Raw genomic sequence first — 22,922 nt, 5'->3', positions numbered from 1 at the left:
AGCCCTCCATGGGAACGGGTCCGTCAGCCGGGTTGACCGGAATGCCCTTTTCCACGAGCTGCGTGCCTTCCGGCAACCTCAGCGAGTGGTCCACGGGAAGGACGCTGACCAGGTGCTTGCGGTCCTCACGGCTTGCGTCTTCGCGGAGGTAGGAGCGCTTGCCGATGAAGTCCTTGGCCTTGGAGACAATCCAGTCCATGCCGGCATCCTGAGGGGTGACCGTGCCGTCGGTGTCCTGCCCGACAATCGGGTAGCCCTTCTCGGCGCGGAGAACGTGCATGGTTTCGGTGCCGTAAGGGGTGATGTTGAACTCCGCACCTGCGGCAGCGACGGCTTCCCAGGTGTTGAGTCCGTACCAGGACGGGATGTTGATTTCGTATGCCAGTTCGCCGGAGAAGGAAATGCGGCAAACACGAGCCTGCACTCCGGAGGCCAGCGTGGTCTCGCGGAAGGTCATGAATGGGAAGGCGTCAGCGTCCAGGCCACCGTTTTCGGCGAGCTGGGGAGCAACCTTGGCGATCACGGCGCGGGACTTCGGGCCGACGACGGCGATGGTGCTCCACTGTTCCGTGACGGACGTGCAGACCACATCGAGTTCCGGCCACTCCGTCTGGTGCCACTCTTCCAGCCAGTCCAGCACCTTGGCTGCGCCGCCGGTGGTGGTGGTCATGAAGTAGCGGTCATCGTCCAAACGGAGGGTCACGCCGTCGTCGAAGATCATGCCGTCCAGGGTGCACATGACACCGTAGCGGGCGGACCCCGGCGCGAGCTTCTTGAAGGCGTTGGTGTACACGCGGTTGAGGAATTCGCCGGCGTCCTTGCCACGGATCTCGATTTTGCCGAGCGTGGTTGCATCCATGAAGCCCACGGATTCGCGGACGGCTGCGCACTCGCGCAGGACTGCCGTGTCCATGTCTTCCCCGGCCAGCGGGTAGTACCAAGGGCGCTTCCACTGTCCAACATCTTCGAACAGTGCGCCCTGGGCAACGTGCCACGGGTGGATGGAGGTCACGCGGGCGGGATCGAACAGTTCGCCACGCTGGCGGCCAGCCAAAGCGGCGAAGGCCACGGGCGTGAACGGAGCACGGTAAGCGGTGGTTCCGATCTCACCGACGCCCGGAATGTTCTCGGCTCCACCGAACTTCAATGCTGCGGCGATGACGCCGATCGCGTTGACGCCGGACGTCTTGCCCTGATCGTTGGCGGTGCTGATGGAGGTGTACCGCTTGACGTGTTCCACGGACCGCATGCCTGCTCCGGTGGAGCGAAGGACATCGGCCACGGACTGGTCGCGCTGGAAGTCGACGAAGTGATGGTGCCACTCGCCCGGTTCGCCAGTCTGGCCGGGAACCAGCCAGAGCTGACGGCTCGGAGCGCTGGCCACGGGTGCCTGCAGCTCTACGGGAGTGGTGGCTGACTCGAAACCAGCCGCGATGGACGCTGCTGCTCCAGCCGAGATGCCCTCTGCCAGGCAGTCCTGGAGTTCGAAGCTGCCACGGCCTGCGCCCACAACGTGCTGGTCCCTGACAGGAGCGGTGGGAATGAACGCTGCGAGCTCGTCATCCCAACGCAGCTTGCCCTGGCGCTGGCTGTGGAGGTGGACCACCGGGCTCCAGCCACCGGAAACCGCGAGCAGATCGGCAGCCAGCTGTTCGACGCCCGAGGTGAGTTCGCCGTCGTCGCTAATACTGCGGATGGTGACACCGTTCAGACGGCCGTTCTCGTCTGCGGAAGTGTCAGCCACCGCACTGCCGATGAGCACCCGGATACCGGACTCGACGGCGGCGGCGGCCTTTGCGCTGATCTGCGGGCGGGCATCGACGACGGCGGCAACCGCCACGCCTGCTGCCTTCAGGTCCGAGGCGAGAGCGTAAGCGGAGTCGTTGGTGGTGCTGATGACAACGCGCGAGCCGGCAGCCACGGCGTACCGGTTCAGGTAGGTGCGGGCGGCCGAGGCGAGCATGATGCCCGGACGGTCGTTGTTCTCGAACACCAGCGGACGCTCGTGGGCGCCCGGTGCCAGGACAACCTGCTTGGCACGGATGTGCCAAATACGCTGGCGGGAGACGCCCGAAGCTGCCGGAACACTCAAGTGGTCCGTGCGGTTCTGGGCTGCAATGAAGTAGTTCGAGTCATAGGAGCCGAACGCGGTGGTCCGGTTCAGCACCGTGCATTCGCCGGCGGAAACCAGCTCGGCTTCCACGTCAGCTACCCATTCCAGAGCGGGCCTGCCTTCGATCTGTTCGGCCAATTCCGGGGCGGTGGAACCGGAGAGCAGCGAGCCGCCAAGTTCTGGCTGGTCGTCGATCAGGATGACGCGGGCACCGGTACGGACGGCTTCACGTGCTGCAGCCAGGCCGGCGATACCGCCACCGACCACAAGGACGTCCGTGTGGACGTACTTCTTGTCGTACTCGGCTTTGTCCTCGTTGGGATCCAGTTTGCCCAAGCCGGACAGGAGCTCGATGTTCATGCCGTCCACCAGAGAAACTGCGGTGGCGGGAAGCATGGATTCGGCTACGTGGCCGCGGAAGCGGGGGGCGATCTTGACCAAGGCGTTGGACTCTTCCACGCCGGCGGCCATGATGCCGCGGGGGCGGTCCTCATAGAGGGAATTGCCGGCGTTGATGTGACCGTTGGCCAACAGTGCCGAAGCGATGGTGTCACCCGGGTGACCGGTGAATTCCTGATCGTCCACGGTGAAGCGCCAAGAGATGCTGCGATCGATGCGTCCGCCGGTGGCGAGGCGTGCGTTCTTGCTGGTCACTTCTAGACTCCTTCCGAGGAGGTGGGTGCTGTGGCGCCTGTTGTTGCGGCCCCGGGTGCGAGGCCTGGTTCGCCTGCTTGGCCGAAGTCGCCGCTTTGGGTGAACTCGCCGGGCTGGGCCGGTTCGCTCGTGGGGGTTGTGCCTGTTCCTGCCGCCGTACTCTTAGCGAGGTCGGGGCGGGGCTGGCCCATTGCGTAGATGGAGTGGATTTCGTAGCTCACGGTGTCGCGGAGCATGTTGAACCATTGGCGGCAGCCGGTGCTGTGGACCCAGCGCTCGGCGAAGGTGCCCTTGGTGTTTTCCCGGTAGAACAGGTACTCAGCCCATTCGCGGTCCGTGAGGTCGTTGGGGTTCTCCGGGTAGGCGATGTGTGCCTGGCCGCCGTAGTGGAATTCGGTTTCGTCGCGTGGCCCGCAGTTGGGGCATGAAATGAGAAGCATGTTTTTCCTGTCCTGTCCTGGCTAGTGGGCCACGGCTGCGGCGCCGTGTTCGTCGATCAAGGCTCCGGTTTCGAAGCGTTCCAGGGCGAAGGGCTTGTTCAGCTTGTGAGGAGCGCCGGTGGCGATGGTGTGGGCGAAGGTCAGGCCCGCTGCCGGGGTGCCCTTGAAGCCGCCCGTTCCCCAACCGCAGTTGACGAACATGTTCTCCACAGGTGAAAGGCCAACGATCGGAGAGGCGTCCAACGTGGTGTCCACGATCCCGCCCCAGGTCCGGAGCACGTGGGCCCGGGCGAAAATCGGGAAGAGCTCCACGGCGGCTGCCATCTGCTCCTCGATCACGTGGAACGAACCGCGCTGGCCGTAGCCGTTGTAGGAGTCCACGCCGGCGCCCATCACCAGTTCGCCCTTGTGGGCCTGGGAGACGTACACGTGAACGTGGTTGGACATGACCACCGTGGGGTGGACCGGCTCGTGCAGTTCCGAAACCAGTGCCTGGAGCGGGTGCGACTGGATCGGCAGGCGGAAGCCTGCCATTTCTGCCAGTACCGAGCTGTGGCCGGCGGCGCAGAGGCCCACCTTCTCGGTGTTGATATTGCCGCGGGTGGTCTTGACGCCGGTGACGCGGTTGCCGTCCTTGACGAAGCCGGTGACTTCACAGTTCTGGATGATGTCCACACCGAGTTCATCGCATTTGCGGGCGAAGGCCCATGCAACGTGGTCGTGCTTGGCGATGCCTGCACGCGGCTGGTACGTGGCGCCCATAACCGGGTAGCGGATGTTGTCGCTGATGTTCAGGATGGGGCAGAGTTCCTTGACCTGCTCCGGGTCCAGCCATTCAGCGTCCACGCCGTTGAGCCTGTTGGCGCCCACGCGGCGAACGCTTTCGCGGACATCACCCAAAGTGTGGGCCAGGTTCATAACGCCACGCTGGCTGAACAGGAAGTCGTACTCCAACTCTTCCGGGAGGATCTCCCAGAGTTTGAGGGCGTGCTCATAAATGGCGGCGCTCTCGTCCCAGAGGTAGTTGGAACGGATGATGGTGGTGTTACGGGCCATGTTTCCACCGGCCAGCCAGCCCTTTTCCAGGATGGCGATGTTGGTCATGCCGTGGTTCTTCGCCAGGAAGTATGCGGTGGCGAGGCCGTGCCCGCCGCCGCCCACAATCACTGCGTCGTAGCTTTTCTTCGGTTCCGGGTTGCGCCAGAGGAAGTCCGGGTGTTCGGGGAGGTGGTCTGCACTCACTGGGCTGCTCCAATCAGTTCTGCTTCGGTTACGGCGCCATTGCCGTTATTGGAAAGGTGCGGGTAAAGCGGGAACTTCTCCGCCAGTGCGGTCACGCGGCGGCGAAGCTCGACGGCGGTGGCGTCGTCCAAGGTGACGTCAGCTTCGGTGCCTGCTTCGGTGCCGTCTGCTTTGGTGCCGCTGTTCGCTGCGGCGATCAACGCCGTCGCGATGATGTCAGAGACTTCGGTGAAGTCCTCGGCGCCGAAACCGCGGGCGGCGAGGGCAGGGGTGCCGATGCGCAGACCGGACGAAACCATCGGCGGGCGGGGGTCGAAGGGCACTGCGTTGCGGTTGACCGTGATGCCAATTCGGTGCAGCGTGTCTTCGGCCTGCTGGCCGTTGAGGACGGAGTGGCGGAGGTCGGCGAGGACCAGGTGGACGTCTGTTCCGCCGCTGACAACCGAGATGCCGGCTGCAGCTACGTCTTCTTGGAGAAGTCGCTGGGCAAGGATCTTTGAGCCTTCGAGAACGCGGACCTGGCGTTCCTGGAATTCCGGCTCCGCGGCCATCTTGAAAGCTACGGCCTTGGCAGCGATGACGTGTTCCAGCGGTCCACCTTGCTGGCCGGGGAAGACGGCGGAGTTCACCTTCTTGGCGATGTCGGCGTCGTTGGTGAGAATCACACCACCGCGAGGGCCACCAAGGGTCTTGTGGGTTGTGCTGGTGACGATGTGGGCGTGCGGTACCGGGCTGGGGTGGAGACCTGCGGCGACGAGACCCGCGAAGTGGGCCATGTCCACCATGAGGTAGGCGCCCACCAGGTCCGCGATGCGGCGGAATTCGGCGAAGTCCAGCTGGCGGGAGTAAGCGGACCAGCCGGCGACGATCAGCTGCGGCTTGCTCTCGAGGGCGAGGCGCTCAACTTCAGCCATATCTACGGTGTGAGTGTCCTCGCGAACGCCGTAAGGAACAACTTTGTACAGCTTGCCGGAGAAGTTGATGCGCATGCCGTGGGTCAGGTGTCCGCCGTGGGCGAGGTTCAGGCCCATGATGGTGTCGCCCGGAGTGATCAGCGCGTGCATGGCCGAGGCGTTGGCCTGTGCGCCGGAGTGCGGCTGGACGTTGGCGAATTCTGCGCCGAACAGGGACTTCAAGCGGTCAATCGCCAGCTGCTCGATCACATCAACGTGTTCGCAGCCGCCGTAGTAGCGCTTGCCTGGGTATCCCTCGGCGTACTTATTGGTCAGCACCGATCCCTGGGCTTCCATGACGGCCGTTGGGGCGAAGTTTTCGGAGGCGATCATTTCCAGCGTGGACTGCTGGCGGATGAGTTCCTGGGCGATCGCCTGATCGACCTCCGGGTCCGCCTGGGCGAGCGGGCGGATCAGCGGTTCAACCATGGTGTTCTCCTTCAAAAGCTTGTCTAGTGGCCGACTGTTAGGCAACTGATATATTAGAACTATTGCCATAGTATGTTGAAGATCACATGGTCGTCAACAGGTCTGCGGTAACTCATCCAGCAGACTGAAGTAGGACGACGGGAGAGAGCAATGAGCGCCGCATTGGAAGCACTGGAATCAACTCCGCAGGGTTCGTCCCTGGCGGAGAACGCTTACCTGCTGCTGCGTGACAGGCTCATCATGCTGGATGTGAAACCCGGCGACCCCATCAACGACGGCCAAATCGCTGCTGAACTGGGGATCGGACGCACTCCCGTTCGGGAGGCCATCAAGCGACTCGAAAGCGACCACCTCGTGGTGTCCTATCCGAGGCGCGGTACGTTCGCCACCGGGGTGGACATTACCCAGCTTGCCGAAGTTTCCGAGATCCGCGAACTCCTGGAGCCGCTCGCCTCCAGGAAAGCCGCCCGCATGGCCAGCCCTGCCATGCGCTCGGAGCTCCGCGCTGTCGCCGCTGCAATCCGTGATCTTGAAGGCAGGGACAACTCCTCCCAAGAACTCATGCGGTACGACATCCAAGTGCACCGACTCATCTACAAGGCTTCCGCCAACGCGCACCTCGAAGACGTCCTCATTCGTTATGACAACCTGGCCACCCGAATCTGGTGCCACATGCTCGAAAAAATGCCTTCCGTTTCCGGTCACATCTCCGAGCACGCCGACCTCCTCACGGCCATAGCTGACGGCGACGAAGAACGCGCCGCCGAGCTCGCCCTGCACCACGTAGTCAGCTTCGAAGAGACCATCCGCAAGGTCCTCTAGAGCTTCCGAACGCCCTCTCACGTCCCGCGTGCTTGGCGGGTCGCTCTCTGGCCCCGAATTCCTGCGCGCTGCGCATATTCAGTGAGGCCTCCTGTATTTGGGTGTCGCTGATCATCCGTGGTGGCTCCTACGCGCGTAGCTGTCTCCCGTCCTTTTCTGTGGCACAGGAGCTTAAGGGCCGTCGAATGCTCCTCTGACGCAACAATGTTCCTACTGTTGCAACAGGCGTCATGCCTGCCAAATTCTGCGGGGAAGCCGGTTCTCCCGCAGCTGCGAACTTTCAATGCTCCTTGTTACTTTCATATTGACCCTTGACCGTGGCGTCGCTCACACATACTCTGGTGCAACAGCGTTGCGTTGAATGCAACCCCAATGATTTTGGTGGACACATGAGCAATGAATCCTCTGTGGCAGCCGAGCAAGGTGTTTCGCCCGCCTCCGGCTCCAACCACACCCTCAGCCCTAACAACACAGTCAGCAAGGACACTCGACGACGAGTGGTCACGGCCAGCTTCATCGGCAACTTTGTTGAATGGTTCGACTACGCCGTTTACGGCTATTTGGCCGGCATCATCTCAACAGTTTTCTTCCCGGAGTCAGACCGTCAGACAGCCCTCCTGGCAACCTTCGGGGTCTTCGCCATCAGCTTCTTCGTGAGGCCGCTTGGTGGTTTCATCTGGGGACATATCGGCGATCGCCTCGGACGAAAGCAGGCGTTGTCCCTCTCGATCTTGCTGATGTCAGTAGCCACGTTCTGCATCGCACTGATACCGGGCTACGCCACCATTGGCGTGATGGCGCCGATCCTGCTCCTGCTTGTAAGAGTCGTCCAAGGATTCTCCGCAGCCGGCGAGTACGCGGGAGCTTCCGCCTTCCTGGTGGAGTATGCCCCGCCCAATCGACGCGGACTCTATGCCGCCGTCGTGCCTGCCAGTACTGCAGCGGGCCTGCTGTTGGGATCCTTGCTTGCCGCCCTGCTGACGTCAGTACTTAGCGCGGAGCAGCTCAACGAGTGGGGCTGGCGGTTGCCGTTCCTGCTCGCCGCGCCCATGGGTCTGATCGGCCGGTACATTCGCACCAAGCTGGAGGACACTCCGGCGTTCCGTGAACTGGCCGAGAAGGACGACGGCGTCAAGGCTCCCGCGTTGGCAATGTTCAAGACGTACAAGAAACAGTTGATCATCGCCACAGGTGCGGTGCTGCTGAACGCCGTCGGCTTCTACGTGATCCTCAGCTACATGCCCACCTACCTATCGGAGGAGTTGGGCTTCGGTGCCACGGAGTCGTTCCTGGCCACCACCATCGCGCTGGCCAGCTACATCGGCTTTATCTTCCTGACGGGCATCGCTTCGGACAAATTCGGGCGAAAGCGCATGCTCATCACCGCTTCAGTCCTCTTCATATTGCTGACGGTGCCAGCGTTCATGCTCCTGGACACCCGCAACTTCCTGGTGATCGTCCTGGTGCAGATCCTGCTGGGCGGCATGCTCACCCTCAACGACGGCACCCTGCCCAGTTTCCTCGCCGAACTCTTCCCCACGAAGGTCCGCTACACAGGCTTCGCCGTCAGCTTCAACCTCTCCAACGCCCTGTTCGGAGGCACCGCACCATTCATGGCAACCCTCCTGATCGGCATGACCGCCAGCAAACTTGCCCCCGGCTGGTACCTCGTTGCCGCCGCCATAGTTTCCCTCATCGCAGTCCTGTTCGCCGCCGAGACTTCCAAAAAGCCTCTGCTGCAGGACTAGTACAACCACCTATTGAAAGGAACCACCATGACAATCACCCAGAACGAGGCCGTCAACGATGTGGCCAACCTCGAGCGCACCAAGGTCCTCAAGAATGGCGAGAAGGTCTCGCTGACCTTCTCCGACGTCGAGTTTGAGCGGCGCCTCAGCGGCCTCCGCAGCATCATGGCCGAGAAGGACCTCGACGCCGTCATCCTCACCAGCTACCACTCCATCAAGTACTACTCGGACTTCCTCTTCACCTACTTCGGCCGCTCCTACGGCATGGTGGTCACCAAGGAAGACACCGTCACCATTACGGCGAATATCGACGCCGGGATGCCTTGGCGCCGCAGCTATGGTGACAACCTGGTGTACACGGACTGGCGCCGTGACAATTACATCCACGCCATCCAGGAGGTGCTGCGCACCCGCGGCATCAACCCGCGCCGCATCGGCGTCGAAGATGACTCGCTGCCGCTCGACAACCGCAACAAGATCCAGGCCGCCTTCTCCGGGGCGACGCTGGTGGATGTTGCGCAGGCAGCGATGCGTCAGCGGATGATCAAGTCGGAAGAGGAGATTGCGGTCATCAAGCACGGCGCCCGAATTGGTGACCTCGGCGGCGAAGCCATCCGCAACGCCATCACAGCCGGGATCACCGAGTACGAGGTTGCTTTGATCGGCACGGAAGCCATGGTCCACGAGATTGCCCGCACGTTCCCGGACTCTGAAATCCGTGACACCTGGGTTTGGTTCCAGTCCGGCATCAACACCGACGGCGCGCACAACTGGGCCACCACCCGCAAGATCCAGGAACACGACATCCTGTCCCTGAATTGCTTCCCCATGACCAGCGGCTACTACACCGCACTGGAGCGCACCCTGTTCTATGGCGAACCAGATGCCCGCTCCCTGGAACTGTGGAACATCAATGTGGAGGTCCACAAGCGCGGCCTGGAACTCATCAAGCCAGGTGCGGTCTGCAAGGACATCGCTGCCGAGCTCAACGAGATCTACATCAGCCGTGGCTTGCTGGCCAACCGCACGTTCGGCTACGGCCACTCGTTCGGCGTGCTGAGCCACTACTACGGACGCGAAGCGGGCCTGGAGCTGCGTGAGGACATCGACACCGTTCTGGAGCCGGGCATGGTGGTCTCCATGGAACCGATGATCACGGTGCTGGAAGGGCAGCCGGGTGCGGGCGGATACCGCGAGCACGACATCCTGGTAGTCGGTGACGACGGTGCAGAGAACATCACCAAGTTCCCGTTCGGCCCCGAGTACAACATCATCGGAGCCTAGTGACCCGGCCGGTGGGCACAGCGTGGTGTCCACCGGCCGGTGCGCCTGCCCAATCGAAATATAGTGAAACCATGACTCCTTCGGAATCCAGCGACGCTCCAGAAACAAGCAACGGCAGTGGCGACAGCAAAAGTACCTCCGTCATCGTTAATGCCATCGCCGTGTTGCGGAGCTTCACCGCCGACGAACCGCTCCTGGGAGTCACCGAAATCGCGGGCCGCGTTAGCCTGCACAAGAGCACCGTCTCCCGAATCCTCGCGACGCTGGAACAGGAGAACCTTGTAGAGCGCGACGTCGATTCGCGCAGGTTCCGCTTGGGGCTGGGAATGATCGCCATGGCGGGCCCGCTCCTGGCGGAACTCGAAGAACGCCGGGTTGCCTACCCGGTGCTGCGCGAACTCACTGAGCGGACGGGGGAGACGAGCGCACTCATGGTGTGGAACGGCAACGAATCCATGTGCGTGGAACAGATCCCCAGCCGGCATCAGGTCAAACACCTCGCTCCGTTGGGGGCGCGCTACAGCGAGGCACTAAGTTCGTCCGTGCAGGTGTTCCTTGGCGCAGAGAATGAAGATCGGGTGCGTCAGCTCTTGCGCAGCGGTTCGATCACCCTTCCTGGTCTGGACGAGGAGGCAATTGAGGCGTACCTCGAGCGGGTAGGGGACTCCGTGAAGCGCGGTTGGGCAGTGAACTTCGGAGAAACGTCCATTGAGGAAGTCGGCGTGGCATCGCCCGTTTATGACCATCGGGGCGACATCGTGGCGTCCGTCCTGATCCCCGCGCCGAAATTCCGTGTTTCGCAGGACACCCTGGACAGCCTCGGTGAAGCCTGTGCCGCAGCCGCCGCCAAGGTCACCACGCGCCTGGGTGGCCGCGCCCCGCGGTAGCCCGGCAGCCCGGCGTCGAGCCCCCCGAAACTCGGCGGGCACAAAGAACGGCGGCCGTCCCCTCAAAGGGAGCGGTCGCCGTCGTTGATTTACAAGCCGTGCGGAAGGTCTACATCTTCCGTCGTGCTGTGGTTGTTTCGTCCATGGCATCCCTGCCCAGCCAGGCGCCCAGCCCAATCATGACAACGCCGAGGATCAGGTGCAGCCAGTTGTCAGCCGTATTGAACGGGACGAAGTTGGCAGCTGTTTCCTGGTTGATGACCAGGCCGTAGATCCAAAGAACGATGTACACGGCGCCGCCGCCCAGGAGGAACAGGCGGGCCATGCGTGCGTTCCTTGCCATGGCCAAGCCGGCCACGCCAAACAGCAGGTGAACGATGTTGTGGAGTATGGATACTTGGAAGATTCCAAGCAGCATGGCGCCGGATTCATGTCCCGCAAAGGTCATGGCGCCGAAATTGGTGGTGATTCCCGGGATGAAGCCCAGGATGCCTACCAGCAGAAATACAATGCCAACGCCCATGGCGGTGTTGCGAAGCGTCAACCCCATCATGTGGTGGTGTTCGGCGGGGTGCGAAGCGGTGGTCATCAAGTCCTCCCTTTCACGCTGTTACCCGGCTCTTCTCATGGAGAGCCGACCTGCGGCAAGGGGTGTCGCCAAACCTTGCCGACGCCGCCATAATACTCCTGAAATGCCTCCGATAGCAGGGGATGAGCCCAGTTCAGCGGCCGTTAGCATGGATTTATGAGCCAAGCTCCAGACGGACGTGTGCATACGATCTTCCATGACACCCGCGATCTCACGCCTTTCCGCGAGGGCTACGTCCGCACGCCGGTCCGTGGCCTGGCCGACGGTGTGAACGATGTGCTTACCGGCGTCCTCAGCGGCCGCGACCATGCGAGATTGTCCGTGGTGGGGAATGTCCCGCGGTTGAAGATGCTGTCCTCCAAGACTGCCAAAGCCATGCATGAGGCCGTTTTCACGTCCACGGAGCCGGATCGGCTTCTTGCTTTCGGCCGCACCTATCCGGGCTGGGCCGGCTTATGCCACGTGATGGCGGGCCTGCTCACGTACAAGCATGGCGGATTTCTGAGGGCTTCCGAGCTATTGCAGCGTGGTTTAACAACAAGGATCGACGACGACGCCAGCCAGTTCTCGGCCACGTACCTTGGGCAGGTGGTCACCAAAGTCGAGGTAGCCGAACGCATCGAAGTTCCGGTCCTCTTCAGTGAGGAAGCCGTGTTTCTGGCGTTGTCCCACTGCCTCCGGGAAATGGGGATGACCGAGGCGGCCTTGGAAGCGGTGGTGACTTTGCCGCCGTCGTTGCCTTCCGCCTTGGCGCGCTGCACGGCGGCGTTCTCTTTGGAGCGTCACCGCGACGTGGTGCTGTGGACCGAAGGGTTGCTGAACACGGATGACCTGTCCGCGGCGCTGTTGCTGATTCGGGCGCGGTCGCAGCGGGCAAGGGGCGACTTCGAATCTGCCCAGGTTGCCTTGAAGGAGGTCCTCCGGCGTCGGAAAACCAACCTGGCTTTGAAGAATGATGCCTTGACCGACAGGGCGTTGCTCGCGCTTGACCAAGGCCGTAGAACCCTCACTCCGCGATCGAAACGGCCAGTCCCGCCCGCCGAGCTTGAGACCTTGGAAGTCATCCGCAAGGACGCTGAGATGCGGCGTCTGTGGGAGAACGACTTCAGGCAGCTGGGCGGCGAATAAACACCCTTGTGCCGTACTCAGGAGAGGCGTATTCTCTTAATCAACCAATCAGTTGATCAATGATTCAGTTGATTAGCCTTGGTTGAAGAGAGGGTTGAAGCGGAGATGGAACAAGATGCCCTGGGGTCGGAGTCCCTGGACAGGGCCTTCATGGCGTTGGCGGATCCTGTGAGAAGAGCCATGGTCGCCCGGTTGTCCCGGGGAGACGCCACGGTCAATGAGTTGGCGGAACCGTTCGCCATCACCAAACAGGCGGTTTCCAAACACATTCAAGTCCTGGAGCATGCCGGTTTGGTGACCCGTTCCCGCGACGCCCAGCGCAGGCCGGTTCATTTGGATGCAGCAGCCCTGGAGCGACTGACGGCGTGGATCGACCAGTACAGGTTGATCGCCGAGTCCCGCTTCCGCCAGTTGGACCAGCTGCTTGGCGCCGGCGTCTCGCACCATGAACAAGAGAACACACCAGCAAAGAAGAAAGAGGAACTGAAATGAGCAATCCAACAACAATCACCGCTGACAGTGGCGTTCCGTTCGTTGACACGGTCCGCGAATTCGATGCCCCGGTCAGTGCAGTTTTCAAAGCCCACGTTGACCCGGATCTCCTGGCCAAATGGCTGGGCCCGCGCAGCACGGTGACGAAAATTACCGAATACAACGCCACTACGGGGGGTAGTTGGCACTACGAAAGCGGCGATGACAGCGGGATGTACGGATTCCGCGGCGTGTTCCATACCGTCGAGGCCGACGCGTTGATCATCCAGACAGTCGAGTTCGAAGGAGCACCGAACCAGGTGGTCATCAGCACCACAACGTTCGAGGAAATCGACGGCAGGACCCGGATGTCGGCGCACGAGGTCTACCCCTCGGTTGAAGCGCGCGATATGGCCTTGGCTACCGGGATGGATTACGGCGTAATCGAAGGATACGAGCGGCTGGACGAACTGCTCGCAGCCTAGCGTCTGCAGCCAGGTTGGCTGGGAACTAAATCTGCGGCAGAAGCGGCAGGAGTTGCTCTGACAGCAGCACTGTCCCGAGCCCGATCATGATGATTCCGCTGACCAAGGTCACAACCCGGGCGGCGCCGGGCCGGGAGGCCAACAGCTTCCTGGAAGTCAATGCGACGGCGGTGTAAACCAACCCGGCGAGGATTACGAAGGTCAGGCCCAGCAAGCCCGATTGGACCGGAACAGGCAGTGCTGCCTCGGGGCTGACGAATTGCGGCACCAGAGCCACGAAGAAGAGCAGGCCCTTTGGGTTAATGCCGCTAGTGCCCATGCCCTGCAAGAACGTGCGGAGCTGGTTTCCGGACTGCACGACGCCGCCTTCCGCACTGAAGCTGGCACCTCGCCACGAGCGGAGGGTAGCGGCGCCGAGCCACAGCAGGTAGGCAGCTCCCGCCATGGTCAGCCATCCCAACAGCCCTGGAACTCCGGCCAAGAGGGCCGCCAGTCCTGCCACCATCAGCAAAGTGTGGATGACGTAACCGCTGCAAAGGCCGGCGACGGCAGGGACGAAGCTGCGCTGACGGAGGCCTGCCGAAATCGAGTACGCCCAGTCGACGCCGGGCGTGCACGCCAAGCTGACAGCGACGAGCATGAAGGCGAGGAACAGCTGCGGATTCACGTTTTCTCTCCAGGGCTAGATGGTAGGAAAACTCTAGGGAAAATCCGCCCATAAGTGTTCCCGTATTTAGCCCGAAAGAAGCAGTTTTCGGTAAGATAATTGCGTGATCGATGGAATTGATAGAACTATTTTGCGCCACCTCAAAGAGGACGGCCGGATGACTGCCACAGCCCTTGCGTCCAAGGTGGGGTTGACCGTGGCTCCATGTCATCGTCGGCTGCGTGATTTGGAGTCCTCGGGGGTGATCCGCGGGTACCGTGCAGACATCGATCCTGCCGCCGTGGGCCTGGGATTCGAAGCGATTGTTTTTGTCACGCTCAGGCAGGTGGAACGCACCATCATGGCGGACTTCGAAGAGCGGGTTACTGCCAGTCCCAACATTGTGGAGGCTCAGCGACTCTTCGGATCTCCTGACTATCTCCTCAAGGTCATTGCCGCGGACCTGCCCGCGTATCAGCGCTTCTACGACGACGAACTCGCGGCACTTCCTGCGGTGGAACGCCTCACGTCAACCCTGGTGATGAAGAATCTGAAAACCAACATAGGACCGCCGGTCTGAGGAGACCTACTCCGCAAGCAGGCCAGTAGTCCGGTAGGGAATCACTTCGCGGAGGAACATGCTGGTGGACGTGCGCACGATCCCCGGGCACAGCCGGATTTCCTCGGATACCCGATACAGATCGTCCGGGCTCTTGGCTACTACCCTGATGATGAGGTCGGTATCGCCGGCGGGAGCATGGCATTCGAGAACTTCGGGGATCTCCCGCAGAGCAGCAATAGCCTCGTTCAGGTGGCTTTGATCGAGCTCGGCGCTGACGGCGGCAGCCACGCCACGTCCCAAGGCAGAGGGTAAGACGCGACTGCTGTTGGGTCGGAGGGCTCCGGACGCCGTCATCCGCTCCAGGCGGGACTGAACTGTTCCGCGGGCGAGGTGAAGCTTTTGGGAAAGCACCATGATGGGCACGCGAGGATCTTCATCCAAGGCGGCCAGGATCCGACGGTCGGTGGCATCGAGTTCTTGCAAAGTGACCACTTCCTGTCGAGCTTTTCATGTGAGACTGATCAGATCGATCAATCAATATGATGTCCGTTGCACCAACTGTAGTCCTTCTGCTGAAATGGTGACAACGAAGCAGGTCGCGGCTACCGCCAAACCCCGCAGGCACCAGGAATCCGGAACATCACCCGGAGCCCTGCACAGGTTTCCCGCAAGGAAGCAGCCGCTGATTGACTCTTGTTCACAGCATTGTCATTCTGCACCCGCCCTTTTACCGGGGCGCACAGCAAGAGCCCCTGAGCTACCGGATCGTTGCGGTAGCTGAGGGGCTCTTGTGTTGCCCGGCGCCCGTTCCTGTCACCCGTGGCCCGGCGAATAGGCTTGGATCATGACTGCTGCCGGCCGCTTCGCCCCGAGCCCTTCCGGCGAGCTGCACGTCGGCAACCTTAGGACCGCGATTCTCGCCTGGTTGTTCGCGAAGTCCAGTGGCCGCGATTTCCTGCTGCGGGTCGAGGACCTGGACCGCGCCCGCTCCGGCGCAGAGGCGGAGCAGCTCCGCGATCTGAGGGCCATCGGCGTCAGTTGGGATGCCGCCGTCGTACGTCAGACTGAACGCGCGGCACTGTACGACGAAGCGATTGGACGGCTGACGGCCGAAGGCCGGACCTACGAGTGCTTCTGCACGCGAAGGGAAATCCAGGAGGCGCCGTCTGCTCCGCATGCTCCCCAGGGTGCTTATCCGGGAACGTGCCGACGGCTTTCCCATGCCGAACGTGAGATCCGGCGCGCCACGCGTCCCGCTTCCATCCGATTGCGGGCGGAGGTTTCGGAGTGGGCTGTTGAGGACCTGTTGCACGGCAAATACGTGGGTGTGGTGGACGATTTTGTGCTTCGCCGAAACGATCGCGTGACCGCCTACAATCTCGCGGTGGTGGTTGACGACGCACACCAGGGAATCGACCAGGTGGTTCGCGGCGATGATCTCCTCCCATCCACTCCGCGACAGGCCTATCTGGCATCGCTGCTGGGGCTGCCGATCCCTGAATACGCCCACGTTCCGCTGGTGGTTAATCACGACGGCGTGAGGCTGGCAAAGCGCGACGGGGCCGTCACGCTGAGCGACCTCGCCGCCGTCGGAATTCCTGCAGAACGTGTGCGTGACCTACTGCTGGCGTCCCTTGAATTGCCCGCGGGAATCTTGCAGGATGCCCTTCCTCACTTCACCCCGCATAACGTGCCAAAGACGCCCTGGGTGTGGAAAACTCCCCGGATCTGAACTGCCCGCCGCTGGTCTCGCCGGTTATCTGCGCTGTGCCGCCGGTACTCCGGCCGCCATTCCCGCCCACAAGGTGTCGGTGGTAGCCGTGACTACGTCTTCCACCGAATTCCCGTCCAACTGACCGCCAGCGGCGAGAAGAGCCGTGCCGTGAAGGCTCACGAAGCACACCATGGCGAGTGTTTCCGGGTCACCGTCGGCCAATGCGCCGGCATCCTGTGCCTCGGCAATCATTGCTCTGGCAACGTATATGCCTTGCGCGCCGGTGTTCCGCAGCTCTTCGCTGGAATCGGGATGGTGCTTGGTGGAGTACATCACGGTCAGCAGGGCGGGGTGCTCAACAGCAAAGTCGACATATGCCTTCCCAACACTGACGAAACGCCCTCGGAGGTCGTCGCCGGAGTGGGCGGCCTTCCGGATGCGGCAATTCATCGACTCGAAGCCAGCAAGTGCCACGGCGTCGATCAGAGCTTGCTTGTCGCGGAAATGCTTGGCCGGCGCGCCGTGGCTGACGTTCACATCACGGGCGAGTTGCCGCAGAGAGAGCCCATCCACACCAGCTTCTTCGATGGTTTCCATGGCGCGTTCCAAGAGGGCTTCCCGGAGTTTGCCATGGTGGTAGGGCTGCTCAGTCATGACTCAAGTCTAGCCAATGTAGTCATTGACAACAAAGTAGGCACTGCCTACAATGTAGACAGCGACTACATTAGTCTCCGACTCAACCGATTGGATTCCGCAATGACCATGACATACGCAGGCACCACTGCCCTCATTACGGGCGCCAGCTCCGGCCTCGGCGCTGAGTTCGCCGGGCAATTCGCTGCCCGGGGTTCGAATCTTGTCCTCGTGGCCAGGCGTGCAGACCGCCTGGAGGATTTGGCTCAGGACTTGCGTTCCCGCCACCGCGTCACAGTTACCGTCCTCCCTATGGATCTGAGCCGTGCAGGAGTGGGACGCGAGCTCCTCGACGAACTGGCCGACCGCGGGATTACCGTGGACACCTTGATCAACAACGCGGGTTTCGGCACCCACGGCCCCTTGGTGGAGGAAGACCCGGACACCATCGCATCGGAGATCGCCCTGAACGTTGCCGCCCTCGTAGACATTACCCGCGCCTTCCTGCCGGAACTGCTCGCCTCCGGGAAGGGTGCCCTGGTGAACGTCGCCAGCACTGCCGCGTTCCAACCCATCCCCGGCATGGCCGTTTATGGCGCCACCAAGGCCTTCGTCCTAAGCTTCACCGAAGCCGTTGCCCACGAAACCAAGAACGCCGGACTCAACGTCCTGGCCCTTTGCCCGGGTGCGACGCGAACTGAGTTCTTCGACGTCGTCGGTGGTGAGTCCGCAGCAGTAGGCAAAATGCAAACCTCTGACCAGGTTGTAGGGACTGCCCTCAAAGCCCTCGATCGCAAAGACACGCCGGGCAGCGTCGTCTCAGGTTGGGTTAACCGTGTTGCTGCCGGGTTCGCCCAGCGGCTGCCAAGGGCCGTTACCGTCGCCATCGCAGCGCGCGCTGTTCAGGACTCGTAGAACCGGCAGGACTGGTAAGACGTTGCTGCGGGTGCGTGAACAGCAGATAGCCTGAAGGTGAGGACCGGTCCCCATCGGTCCCTCTTCAAGCCGGAGGCCAGCATGACCGAACCACGCTTTACCGTTGAGACAGCCCAGGTTTTGGCCGAGGTGGCTCACAACCGGCAGAAGGACAAGCTCAAACGTCCATATCGGGAGCACGTTCTCGCCGTGGGCGATGCGCTCGCCGACTTTGACGAAGATATCCAAATCGCGGGCTACCTCCATGACATCGCCGAGGATACGCCCATCACCCGCCAAGCCCTGCTTGACATGGGAGTGTCCGAGCGGGCGGTAGACATCATCGAACGCGTCACCCGCCGCTTCCACGACGACCCGGATGATTACGACGCCGGCATCCGTTTCGTTGCGGAGGACCACGACGCAACGTTGGTCAAGATCGCGGACAATGCGCACAATTCACTGCCGGAGAGGGTCAAGGCACTAGCTGAAAAGTGGCCGGACAAGCCGCCGGTCACCCGATACGCCGATGCCCGACCCGTGCTCTACACGGCGGTTCCCCGCGAAGAGGTCCGGATGATCCTGGAGCGGATCAACCCGTACCTGCTTCGGGAACTGGACGAGATCGTTCCCGAGTAGCCTGCCCGCGCTCGTTGTGGGGCCTGCTCTGCGTGCCTGGCGCCGGAATTGGGGCGCAAAGCGGGCCCCGCAACGCAGGGGAATGCCTTAGCCCGCGGCGGTTTCCAGCCGCCGGAGTGCCGCGGCCCGGCCCTTGTGCCCGCATCGTTCGTCGTAGGCAATGGACAGGCCCAGGACCACCATCATTGCCAGCATGCAGATGGGCACGGAGGCGCCGGCGGCGGCCATGGCAATACTTGCAGCCAAGCCAAGGACCACCAGCACCGAGCTCCAGAAGTGTTCGCGGTCCAGGCCCAGCATGATGCCGTACAGCGTGCTGAGCGAGACCTTGAAAACAATAATGGGAATGGCGATGGAGGCCACCGCGGCGGCCGCAGGAATGTGGGCTTCGTGATCGATGAAGTAGGCAGCAACGTGTAGCCCAGCGCCGGTTGCGGCGATGGCGGCGAAGATGAACATGTGACCGTAGCCGAACACCCATGAACGGTGCCGCTGGACGTGAAGCGCCGGACCCGAGGGCAGGATGAAGTAGATCCACCACATGGCGAAGGCCAGCCCGGTGCCACTCAATCCAACCAAGGCGGCATCCACGGACCACTGGTGGGTGGCCACGATGGCACGCAAGGTTTCAATTGCACCAATCAAACACTCACCTAAGGCGATGATGGCCAGGAGCCCGTACCTTTCCGCAATGTGGTGCGCGTGCCACGGGGTACGGATCTTGCGTTCCGCGAAGTACGGCGCTGCCATTTCCATGATGAACAAAGGAGCTGCCATGAGGAACGTAGTGAGGACGCTCGCGTCAATCAGGAGAACCGCGACCCACCCGACTTGGACGATCGCCACGTACTTCGCGTAACGCAAGCAAGTTTCCCGGCGTTCGGGATCCTGCCGGGCTGCACGCAGCCACTGGAAAATCAGGGCCACCCGCATGACGATGTAGCCGAGCACCATGGTGAAGTTGTCCACGTGCTTGCCCTCGATGATGGAGTGGAACACCGGTTCGACGCCCATGGCCAGGATGAGGACACCCACCATCTGCACCATGGTGACCACGCGGAACACCCAGTCGTCGGTGTCGTAGGCGCTGGCGAACCAGGTGAAGTTGATCCATGCCCAGATCACCGCAAACATGGCGAACGAGAAGGCGAGGAGACCTGGCCAGAAATGCGCCTCTGCGACAGCATGGGCAAACTGGTTGCCGGCAACACCGAAAGCGATAACAAAGGTCAGGTCGAAGAAGAGCTCCAGCGGAGTTGCTGTGCGGTGCTTTTCATGGGGATCGCGGCCGCCCATGCGGGACAGCGCATGGCGAAGGGGATTCGAGGACATGGGACAAAGATTATCCCGTGATCAGGACCTCCTACACGCGCCCCAACACGTCGATGTCTTCCAGGAAGTCCTGGTGCACTTCGGCGCTGACGGTGGTGCGGGTATCGGAGATGGAATCGAGGTAGTCCTGGGTGACCGGCCCTTTACGTCCGTTGGGAGCGAGGCCGGAGCCGCCGTCGTCGTACACGGCTTTTTCCAGGGCCCGCTGGGAGGCGCTGCGGGCAGCGAACTCGATGTCCGCGGGTGAGAAGCCCTCGGTTCGCTCCACCAGCTGGGCGATGTCGACCGAGTCCATCACGGTGGCGGGGATGAATCGCTGCCACATGGCTTCGCGGGCGTGGACGTCCGGGAGGCCGATGGGGATGACGTAGTCGAACCGGCCGTGGCGCAGGAACGCGGTGTCCAAGGCCCGGATGAAGTTCGTGGCGCACACCAGCAAGCGGCCGGGTTGTTCGCGGAAAGCCGGGATGATCTTGAGGAGTTCGTTGGTGACCCCCTGCAGCGGCGACGGTGGATCACCGGCGCGCTGCGACGCGATTTCCTCCACTTCATCGATGAAGACCACGGCGTGTTCCAGCTCGGCGATTTCCAGGAATGTCTCGCGTAGTGCACCGGCCAGGCCCTTGGGGTCAGCGGCCAATCGGGACGGGAAGACTTCCACGAACGGCCACTCGAGCCTGGATGCGATGGCCTTGGCGAAGGTGGTTTTGCCGGTGCCCGGAGGGCCGAAAAGGACTACTGCCCGGGGCGGGACCACGCCGTACTCGTCCGCGAGGTCAGCCTCGGCCAAAGGAAGTACCAGTCGCCGCTCCAGCAGCTCCTTCTCCCGGCGCATGCCAGCCACGTTCTCCCACAGGTCCCGGGCAAGAATGCGTCCGCCCAGCAAGCTCAACGGTTCCAGTTCCTGCCGCTGTACCGGGATGGTCCGCTCGAAATAGCGCAGGTTTTTCTTCACCACGAACCCGCGTCCCAAGAAGGCTTCAACACGTGTTTCGGTCTCCGGCATCAGAGCGGAGAGTTTGTTGAGCCCGTGCGGGGCCATGCGGTTCTCGACGGCGGACAGCAGCGAGGTGCCGATGCCGCGGCCCCGGAACTCGGTCAGCGTGGCCAGGAAAACGATCCACCCTTGGTCATGGGCGGCGCGTCCGACGGCGGCACCCACTACCTGGTCGCCCTGGACGGCCACTACGGCGTGGTCCTTCTCGCAGGAGGCCAGTACCTCAGACAACGCGTAGACGGGCTCCACGCCATCGGCTTTGAGTGACTCCCAGAGGTGCAGGATGCCGTCCAAATCGGACGAATGGAAGTCCCTGATGCGCCAGTTGCTCATGGCTGTATCTCCTGAGTCTGCTAAGTGAGTCGCCGTTGATCTCTTGGACTTGAGCATAGGCGAACGACCGCTGCAGGAGGTTGCGGGCCCGTTGCGTTACGAAAACCGCCTACTGCGCCGGGCGCAGCCGCAGGCCCTGCATGCCGCCGTCGACCGCCAGTGAGGTCCCGGTCGTCGACCCCGACAGAGGACTCGCCAGATAAGCGACGGCGCCGGCTACCTCGGCGGGGTCCACCATCCGCCCGTGCGGTTGGCGGCTGTTGAGGGCGGCGCGCTCGGCTGCGGGGTCAGCGGCTGAATCGAGCAACCGGCCAACCCAGGGGGTGTCTACGGTGCCGGGATTCACGCAGTTCACACGGATCCCCTCACGGACATGGTCTGCTGCCATGGCGAGCGTCAACGACAAAACCGCACCCTTCGACGCCGAGTACAGGGCACGCTGCGGAAGCCCGGCCGTCGCCGCAATGGAACAAGTGTTAACAATCGCGGCCGCCGGAGACTCACGCAGGTGCGGCAAGGCTGCCCGGCTGACGCGGGCGATTCCCACCACATTGACGTTGAGAACGCGCAGCCACTCGTCGTCGTGGTTCGCCGCGATGTCGCCTTGGGCGCCGATGCCGGCGTTGTTGATCACGATGTCCAAGCGGCCGAACTGCTTTACTACGTGCTCGACGGCGGTGCGCACCGAGGCGTCATCGGCCACATTGCACTGCACACCGAAATGCGGGCTGGTTTCCGGGGCGAGGTCCAGGACCGCCACCTGCGCACCGCCGGCTGCGAGGCGGTCCGCGATGGCTGCCCCGATTCCGGAGGCGCCGCCGGTCACGAGTGCTGTCAGGCCTTGGAACTCGTTGCCCACCGAGGCTGCCATGGCGGCCTCAGGCGTTGATGCTGACGGGGGCTGCTGCCCCGGGGCGCGAGCCGGCCTGCGCTCGGAAGTATTCCTGTCGTTGGCGGCCCAGTCCCTCAATTTCCAGCTCCACCACGTCACCGGCCTGGATGAAGGGGAATCTGCCGGACAGTGCAACGCCCTCGGGGGTGCCCGTGATGATCACGTCGCCCGGTTCCAGGACCATGTACTGGCTGAGGTGGTGGACGATCGTGGCGGGGTCGAAGATCATGTCCGAGGTATTGGAGTCTTGCCGGCTTTCGCCGTTGACCAGGGTCTGCAGGCGAAGGTTGCCGGCGTCAACATCCGCGGACGGGACCAGCCATGGGCCCAGGGGAGTGGAACCGGGGAGGGTCTTGCCCTTGGTCCACTGTCCCGCGGCGCCGGGGATCTGGTAGTCGCGCTCGGAGAGGTCGTTGGCCACGGCGTAACCGGCGATGCAGGCTGTGGCCTCGTCAACTGTGGAAAGGTATGACGCTTCCTTGCCGATCACGATTGCGAGTTCCACTTCCCAGTCGTACTTTTCCGACGACGGCGGGATGGGGGCTGCGTCGAACGGGCCGGTGATGGTGTTGGTGGGCTTGAGGAACACCACTGGAACCTCGGGCGGCGTAGCGCCGGATTCGGCAGCGTGCGCGGTGTAGTTGAGTCCGATGGCAACCACTGCGCCGGGTCGGGCGACGGGGGCGCCGATGCGCAGGCCTTCAGGCGAGATCTCGGGAAGTTCCCCCTTGTTCAGGGCTTCGCGGCTGCGTTCGATGCCGTCCGAGGCGAGGAAACCGCCGTCGATGTCGTTGGTCAGGGCCGTGAGGCTGAAGTACTTCTCAGCGCCGTCGGCGTCCTGGGCGATGACGGCCGGTTGTTCGTTTCCGGCCGTACCCAGCCTGGCGAATTTCAAGGTCATGGCTTCCTCCGTGCTTTCGGGACTAACATCCGAGCTCTAGTGTGGTGTTGTCACCCATAATACGGAAATGTGACCCATTGACAAGGCAGACATCGGATGTTTAGGCTCGCTGA

Annotated in this window: 23 protein-coding genes; 11 read left to right on the top strand and 12 right to left on the bottom strand. The window is 62.4% G+C overall.

Going from position 1 to position 22,922, the window contains the following annotated elements:
• The 4 genes from RIF72_RS15535 to glyA form a co-directional block, all read right to left on the bottom strand.
• The coding region (locus RIF72_RS15535; protein WP_309075739.1) for a 2Fe-2S iron-sulfur cluster-binding protein at window positions 1-2,767 on the bottom strand (2,767 nt) is incomplete at its 3' end.
• A gap of 2 nt (window positions 2,768-2,769) precedes the next feature.
• Window positions 2,770-3,207 carry a sarcosine oxidase subunit delta gene (locus tag RIF72_RS15530; RefSeq protein WP_309075738.1) on the bottom strand — a complete coding sequence of 146 codons (438 nt, stop codon included), beginning with the start codon at window positions 3,205-3,207 and terminating at the stop codon, window positions 2,770-2,772.
• A 21-nt stretch (window positions 3,208-3,228) separates the two neighbouring features.
• Window positions 3,229-4,449, bottom strand: coding sequence for a sarcosine oxidase subunit beta family protein (locus RIF72_RS15525; protein WP_309075737.1), 1,221 nt, complete (start codon window positions 4,447-4,449; stop codon window positions 3,229-3,231).
• Entirely contained in the window at window positions 4,446-5,831 is a 1,386-nt protein-coding gene (gene glyA, locus RIF72_RS15520) for a serine hydroxymethyltransferase (RefSeq protein WP_309075736.1), read from the bottom strand. The genes RIF72_RS15525 and glyA overlap by 4 nt, the downstream gene beginning before the upstream one ends.
• A gap of 150 nt (window positions 5,832-5,981) precedes the next feature.
• On the opposite strand from glyA, the gene RIF72_RS15515 reads away from it, so the two are divergent.
• From RIF72_RS15515 to RIF72_RS15500, 4 genes are all read left to right on the top strand, one after another.
• Complete coding sequence (locus RIF72_RS15515) at window positions 5,982-6,653, top strand: GntR family transcriptional regulator (RefSeq protein WP_309075735.1); 672 nt, start codon at window positions 5,982-5,984, stop codon at window positions 6,651-6,653.
• 389 nt (window positions 6,654-7,042) lie between these two features.
• The gene (locus RIF72_RS15510; protein WP_309075734.1) at window positions 7,043-8,401 is read left to right on the top strand and encodes an MFS transporter; all 1,359 of its coding nucleotides are present in this window, start codon (window positions 7,043-7,045) and stop codon (window positions 8,399-8,401) included.
• Window positions 8,402-8,428: 27 nt separating this feature from the next.
• A complete protein-coding gene (locus tag RIF72_RS15505; RefSeq protein ID WP_309075733.1) occupies window positions 8,429-9,685 on the top strand; it encodes an aminopeptidase P family protein in 1,257 nt (418 codons plus the stop codon).
• Between the two features lie 71 nt (window positions 9,686-9,756).
• Window positions 9,757-10,572, top strand: coding sequence for an IclR family transcriptional regulator (locus tag RIF72_RS15500; RefSeq protein WP_309075732.1), 816 nt, complete (start codon window positions 9,757-9,759; stop codon window positions 10,570-10,572).
• A 109-nt stretch (window positions 10,573-10,681) separates the two neighbouring features.
• Here the strand turns inward: RIF72_RS15500 and RIF72_RS15495 are convergent, their stop codons facing one another.
• Window positions 10,682-11,161 carry a DUF4383 domain-containing protein gene (locus tag RIF72_RS15495; RefSeq protein ID WP_309075731.1) on the bottom strand — a complete coding sequence of 160 codons (480 nt, stop codon included), beginning with the start codon at window positions 11,159-11,161 and terminating at the stop codon, window positions 10,682-10,684.
• A gap of 156 nt (window positions 11,162-11,317) precedes the next feature.
• Here RIF72_RS15495 and RIF72_RS15490 point away from each other — a divergent pair, with 156 nt between their 5' ends.
• From RIF72_RS15490 to RIF72_RS15480, 3 genes are all read left to right on the top strand, one after another.
• Window positions 11,318-12,289: a hypothetical protein gene (locus RIF72_RS15490; protein ID WP_309075730.1), complete on the top strand. Its 972-nt coding sequence runs from the start codon at window positions 11,318-11,320 to the stop codon at window positions 12,287-12,289.
• A gap of 105 nt (window positions 12,290-12,394) precedes the next feature.
• A complete protein-coding gene (locus RIF72_RS15485) occupies window positions 12,395-12,781 on the top strand; it encodes a metalloregulator ArsR/SmtB family transcription factor (RefSeq protein WP_309075729.1) in 387 nt (128 codons plus the stop codon).
• Complete coding sequence (locus RIF72_RS15480) at window positions 12,778-13,245, top strand: SRPBCC family protein (protein ID WP_309075728.1); 468 nt, start codon at window positions 12,778-12,780, stop codon at window positions 13,243-13,245. The genes RIF72_RS15485 and RIF72_RS15480 overlap by 4 nt, the downstream gene beginning before the upstream one ends.
• Window positions 13,246-13,270: 25 nt before the next feature.
• On the opposite strand, the gene RIF72_RS15475 is transcribed toward RIF72_RS15480, so the two are convergent.
• A complete protein-coding gene (locus RIF72_RS15475) occupies window positions 13,271-13,912 on the bottom strand; it encodes a LysE family translocator (RefSeq protein WP_309075727.1) in 642 nt (213 codons plus the stop codon).
• A 103-nt stretch (window positions 13,913-14,015) separates the two neighbouring features.
• On the opposite strand from RIF72_RS15475, the gene RIF72_RS15470 reads away from it, so the two are divergent.
• Window positions 14,016-14,471, top strand: a complete 456-nt coding sequence (locus RIF72_RS15470; RefSeq protein ID WP_309075726.1) for an Lrp/AsnC family transcriptional regulator — start codon at window positions 14,016-14,018, stop codon at window positions 14,469-14,471.
• A 6-nt stretch (window positions 14,472-14,477) separates the two neighbouring features.
• Here RIF72_RS15470 and RIF72_RS15465 read toward each other — a convergent pair whose 3' ends face one another.
• Entirely contained in the window at window positions 14,478-14,936 is a 459-nt protein-coding gene (locus RIF72_RS15465) for an Lrp/AsnC family transcriptional regulator (RefSeq protein ID WP_309075740.1), read from the bottom strand.
• Between the two features lie 361 nt (window positions 14,937-15,297).
• Between RIF72_RS15465 and gluQRS the strand changes: the two genes are divergently transcribed.
• Complete coding sequence (gene gluQRS, locus RIF72_RS15460) at window positions 15,298-16,185, top strand: tRNA glutamyl-Q(34) synthetase GluQRS (protein ID WP_309075725.1); 888 nt, start codon at window positions 15,298-15,300, stop codon at window positions 16,183-16,185.
• Between the two features lie 24 nt (window positions 16,186-16,209).
• On the opposite strand, the gene RIF72_RS15455 is transcribed toward gluQRS, so the two are convergent.
• A complete protein-coding gene (locus RIF72_RS15455; RefSeq protein ID WP_309075724.1) occupies window positions 16,210-16,821 on the bottom strand; it encodes a WHG domain-containing protein in 612 nt (203 codons plus the stop codon).
• Window positions 16,822-16,923: 102 nt separating this feature from the next.
• On the opposite strand from RIF72_RS15455, the gene RIF72_RS15450 reads away from it, so the two are divergent.
• Together RIF72_RS15450 and RIF72_RS15445 are read left to right on the top strand one after the other, a co-directional pair.
• The gene (locus RIF72_RS15450) at window positions 16,924-17,715 is read left to right on the top strand and encodes an SDR family oxidoreductase (RefSeq protein ID WP_309075723.1); all 792 of its coding nucleotides are present in this window, start codon (window positions 16,924-16,926) and stop codon (window positions 17,713-17,715) included.
• Between the two features lie 102 nt (window positions 17,716-17,817).
• Window positions 17,818-18,354, top strand: coding sequence for a phosphohydrolase (locus RIF72_RS15445; RefSeq protein WP_309075722.1), 537 nt, complete (start codon window positions 17,818-17,820; stop codon window positions 18,352-18,354).
• 87 nt (window positions 18,355-18,441) lie between these two features.
• Here the strand turns inward: RIF72_RS15445 and RIF72_RS15440 are convergent, their stop codons facing one another.
• The 4 genes from RIF72_RS15440 to RIF72_RS15425 all read right to left on the bottom strand — a co-directional run bounded on the left by RIF72_RS15440 (window position 18,442) and on the right by RIF72_RS15425 (window position 22,809).
• The gene (locus RIF72_RS15440; RefSeq protein WP_309075721.1) at window positions 18,442-19,686 is read right to left on the bottom strand and encodes a low temperature requirement protein A; all 1,245 of its coding nucleotides are present in this window, start codon (window positions 19,684-19,686) and stop codon (window positions 18,442-18,444) included.
• A gap of 31 nt (window positions 19,687-19,717) precedes the next feature.
• The gene (locus tag RIF72_RS15435) at window positions 19,718-21,016 is read right to left on the bottom strand and encodes a GNAT family N-acetyltransferase (protein WP_309075720.1); all 1,299 of its coding nucleotides are present in this window, start codon (window positions 21,014-21,016) and stop codon (window positions 19,718-19,720) included.
• Window positions 21,017-21,125: 109 nt separating this feature from the next.
• On the bottom strand, window positions 21,126-21,887 hold the full coding sequence (locus tag RIF72_RS15430; RefSeq protein ID WP_309075719.1) for an SDR family oxidoreductase: 762 nt from the start codon (window positions 21,885-21,887) through the stop codon (window positions 21,126-21,128).
• A gap of 7 nt (window positions 21,888-21,894) precedes the next feature.
• Complete coding sequence (locus tag RIF72_RS15425; RefSeq protein ID WP_309075718.1) at window positions 21,895-22,809, bottom strand: fumarylacetoacetate hydrolase family protein; 915 nt, start codon at window positions 22,807-22,809, stop codon at window positions 21,895-21,897.
• Window positions 22,810-22,922 lie beyond the last annotated feature (113 nt).

The organism is Paenarthrobacter sp. (assembly GCF_031180005.1).
Classification (GTDB): domain Bacteria; phylum Actinomycetota; class Actinomycetes; order Actinomycetales; family Micrococcaceae; genus Arthrobacter.
The sequence above is the reverse complement of the archived record's forward strand: the minus strand, read 5'-3'. Positions and strand labels throughout refer to the sequence as shown.

Coding starts and splice junctions, on each gene's coding strand:
- RIF72_RS15530 (WP_309075738.1), bottom strand. CDS start 3,207: ATGCTTCTCATTTCATGCCCCAACTGCGGGCCACGCGACGAAACCGAA.
- glyA (WP_309075736.1), bottom strand. CDS start 5,831: ATGGTTGAACCGCTGATCCGCCCGCTCGCCCAGGCGGACCCGGAGGTC.
- RIF72_RS15515 (WP_309075735.1), top strand. CDS start 5,982: ATGAGCGCCGCATTGGAAGCACTGGAATCAACTCCGCAGGGTTCGTCC.
- RIF72_RS15510 (WP_309075734.1), top strand. CDS start 7,043: ATGAGCAATGAATCCTCTGTGGCAGCCGAGCAAGGTGTTTCGCCCGCC.
- RIF72_RS15505 (WP_309075733.1), top strand. CDS start 8,429: ATGACAATCACCCAGAACGAGGCCGTCAACGATGTGGCCAACCTCGAG.
- RIF72_RS15500 (WP_309075732.1), top strand. CDS start 9,757: ATGACTCCTTCGGAATCCAGCGACGCTCCAGAAACAAGCAACGGCAGT.
- RIF72_RS15495 (WP_309075731.1), bottom strand. CDS start 11,161: ATGACCACCGCTTCGCACCCCGCCGAACACCACCACATGATGGGGTTG.
- RIF72_RS15490 (WP_309075730.1), top strand. CDS start 11,318: ATGAGCCAAGCTCCAGACGGACGTGTGCATACGATCTTCCATGACACC.
- RIF72_RS15485 (WP_309075729.1), top strand. CDS start 12,395: ATGGAACAAGATGCCCTGGGGTCGGAGTCCCTGGACAGGGCCTTCATG.
- RIF72_RS15480 (WP_309075728.1), top strand. CDS start 12,778: ATGAGCAATCCAACAACAATCACCGCTGACAGTGGCGTTCCGTTCGTT.
- gluQRS (WP_309075725.1), top strand. CDS start 15,298: ATGACTGCTGCCGGCCGCTTCGCCCCGAGCCCTTCCGGCGAGCTGCAC.
- RIF72_RS15455 (WP_309075724.1), bottom strand. CDS start 16,821: ATGACTGAGCAGCCCTACCACCATGGCAAACTCCGGGAAGCCCTCTTG.
- RIF72_RS15450 (WP_309075723.1), top strand. CDS start 16,924: ATGACCATGACATACGCAGGCACCACTGCCCTCATTACGGGCGCCAGC.
- RIF72_RS15445 (WP_309075722.1), top strand. CDS start 17,818: ATGACCGAACCACGCTTTACCGTTGAGACAGCCCAGGTTTTGGCCGAG.
- RIF72_RS15440 (WP_309075721.1), bottom strand. CDS start 19,686: ATGTCCTCGAATCCCCTTCGCCATGCGCTGTCCCGCATGGGCGGCCGC.
- RIF72_RS15435 (WP_309075720.1), bottom strand. CDS start 21,016: ATGAGCAACTGGCGCATCAGGGACTTCCATTCGTCCGATTTGGACGGC.
- RIF72_RS15430 (WP_309075719.1), bottom strand. CDS start 21,887: ATGGCAGCCTCGGTGGGCAACGAGTTCCAAGGCCTGACAGCACTCGTG.
- RIF72_RS15425 (WP_309075718.1), bottom strand. CDS start 22,809: ATGACCTTGAAATTCGCCAGGCTGGGTACGGCCGGAAACGAACAACCG.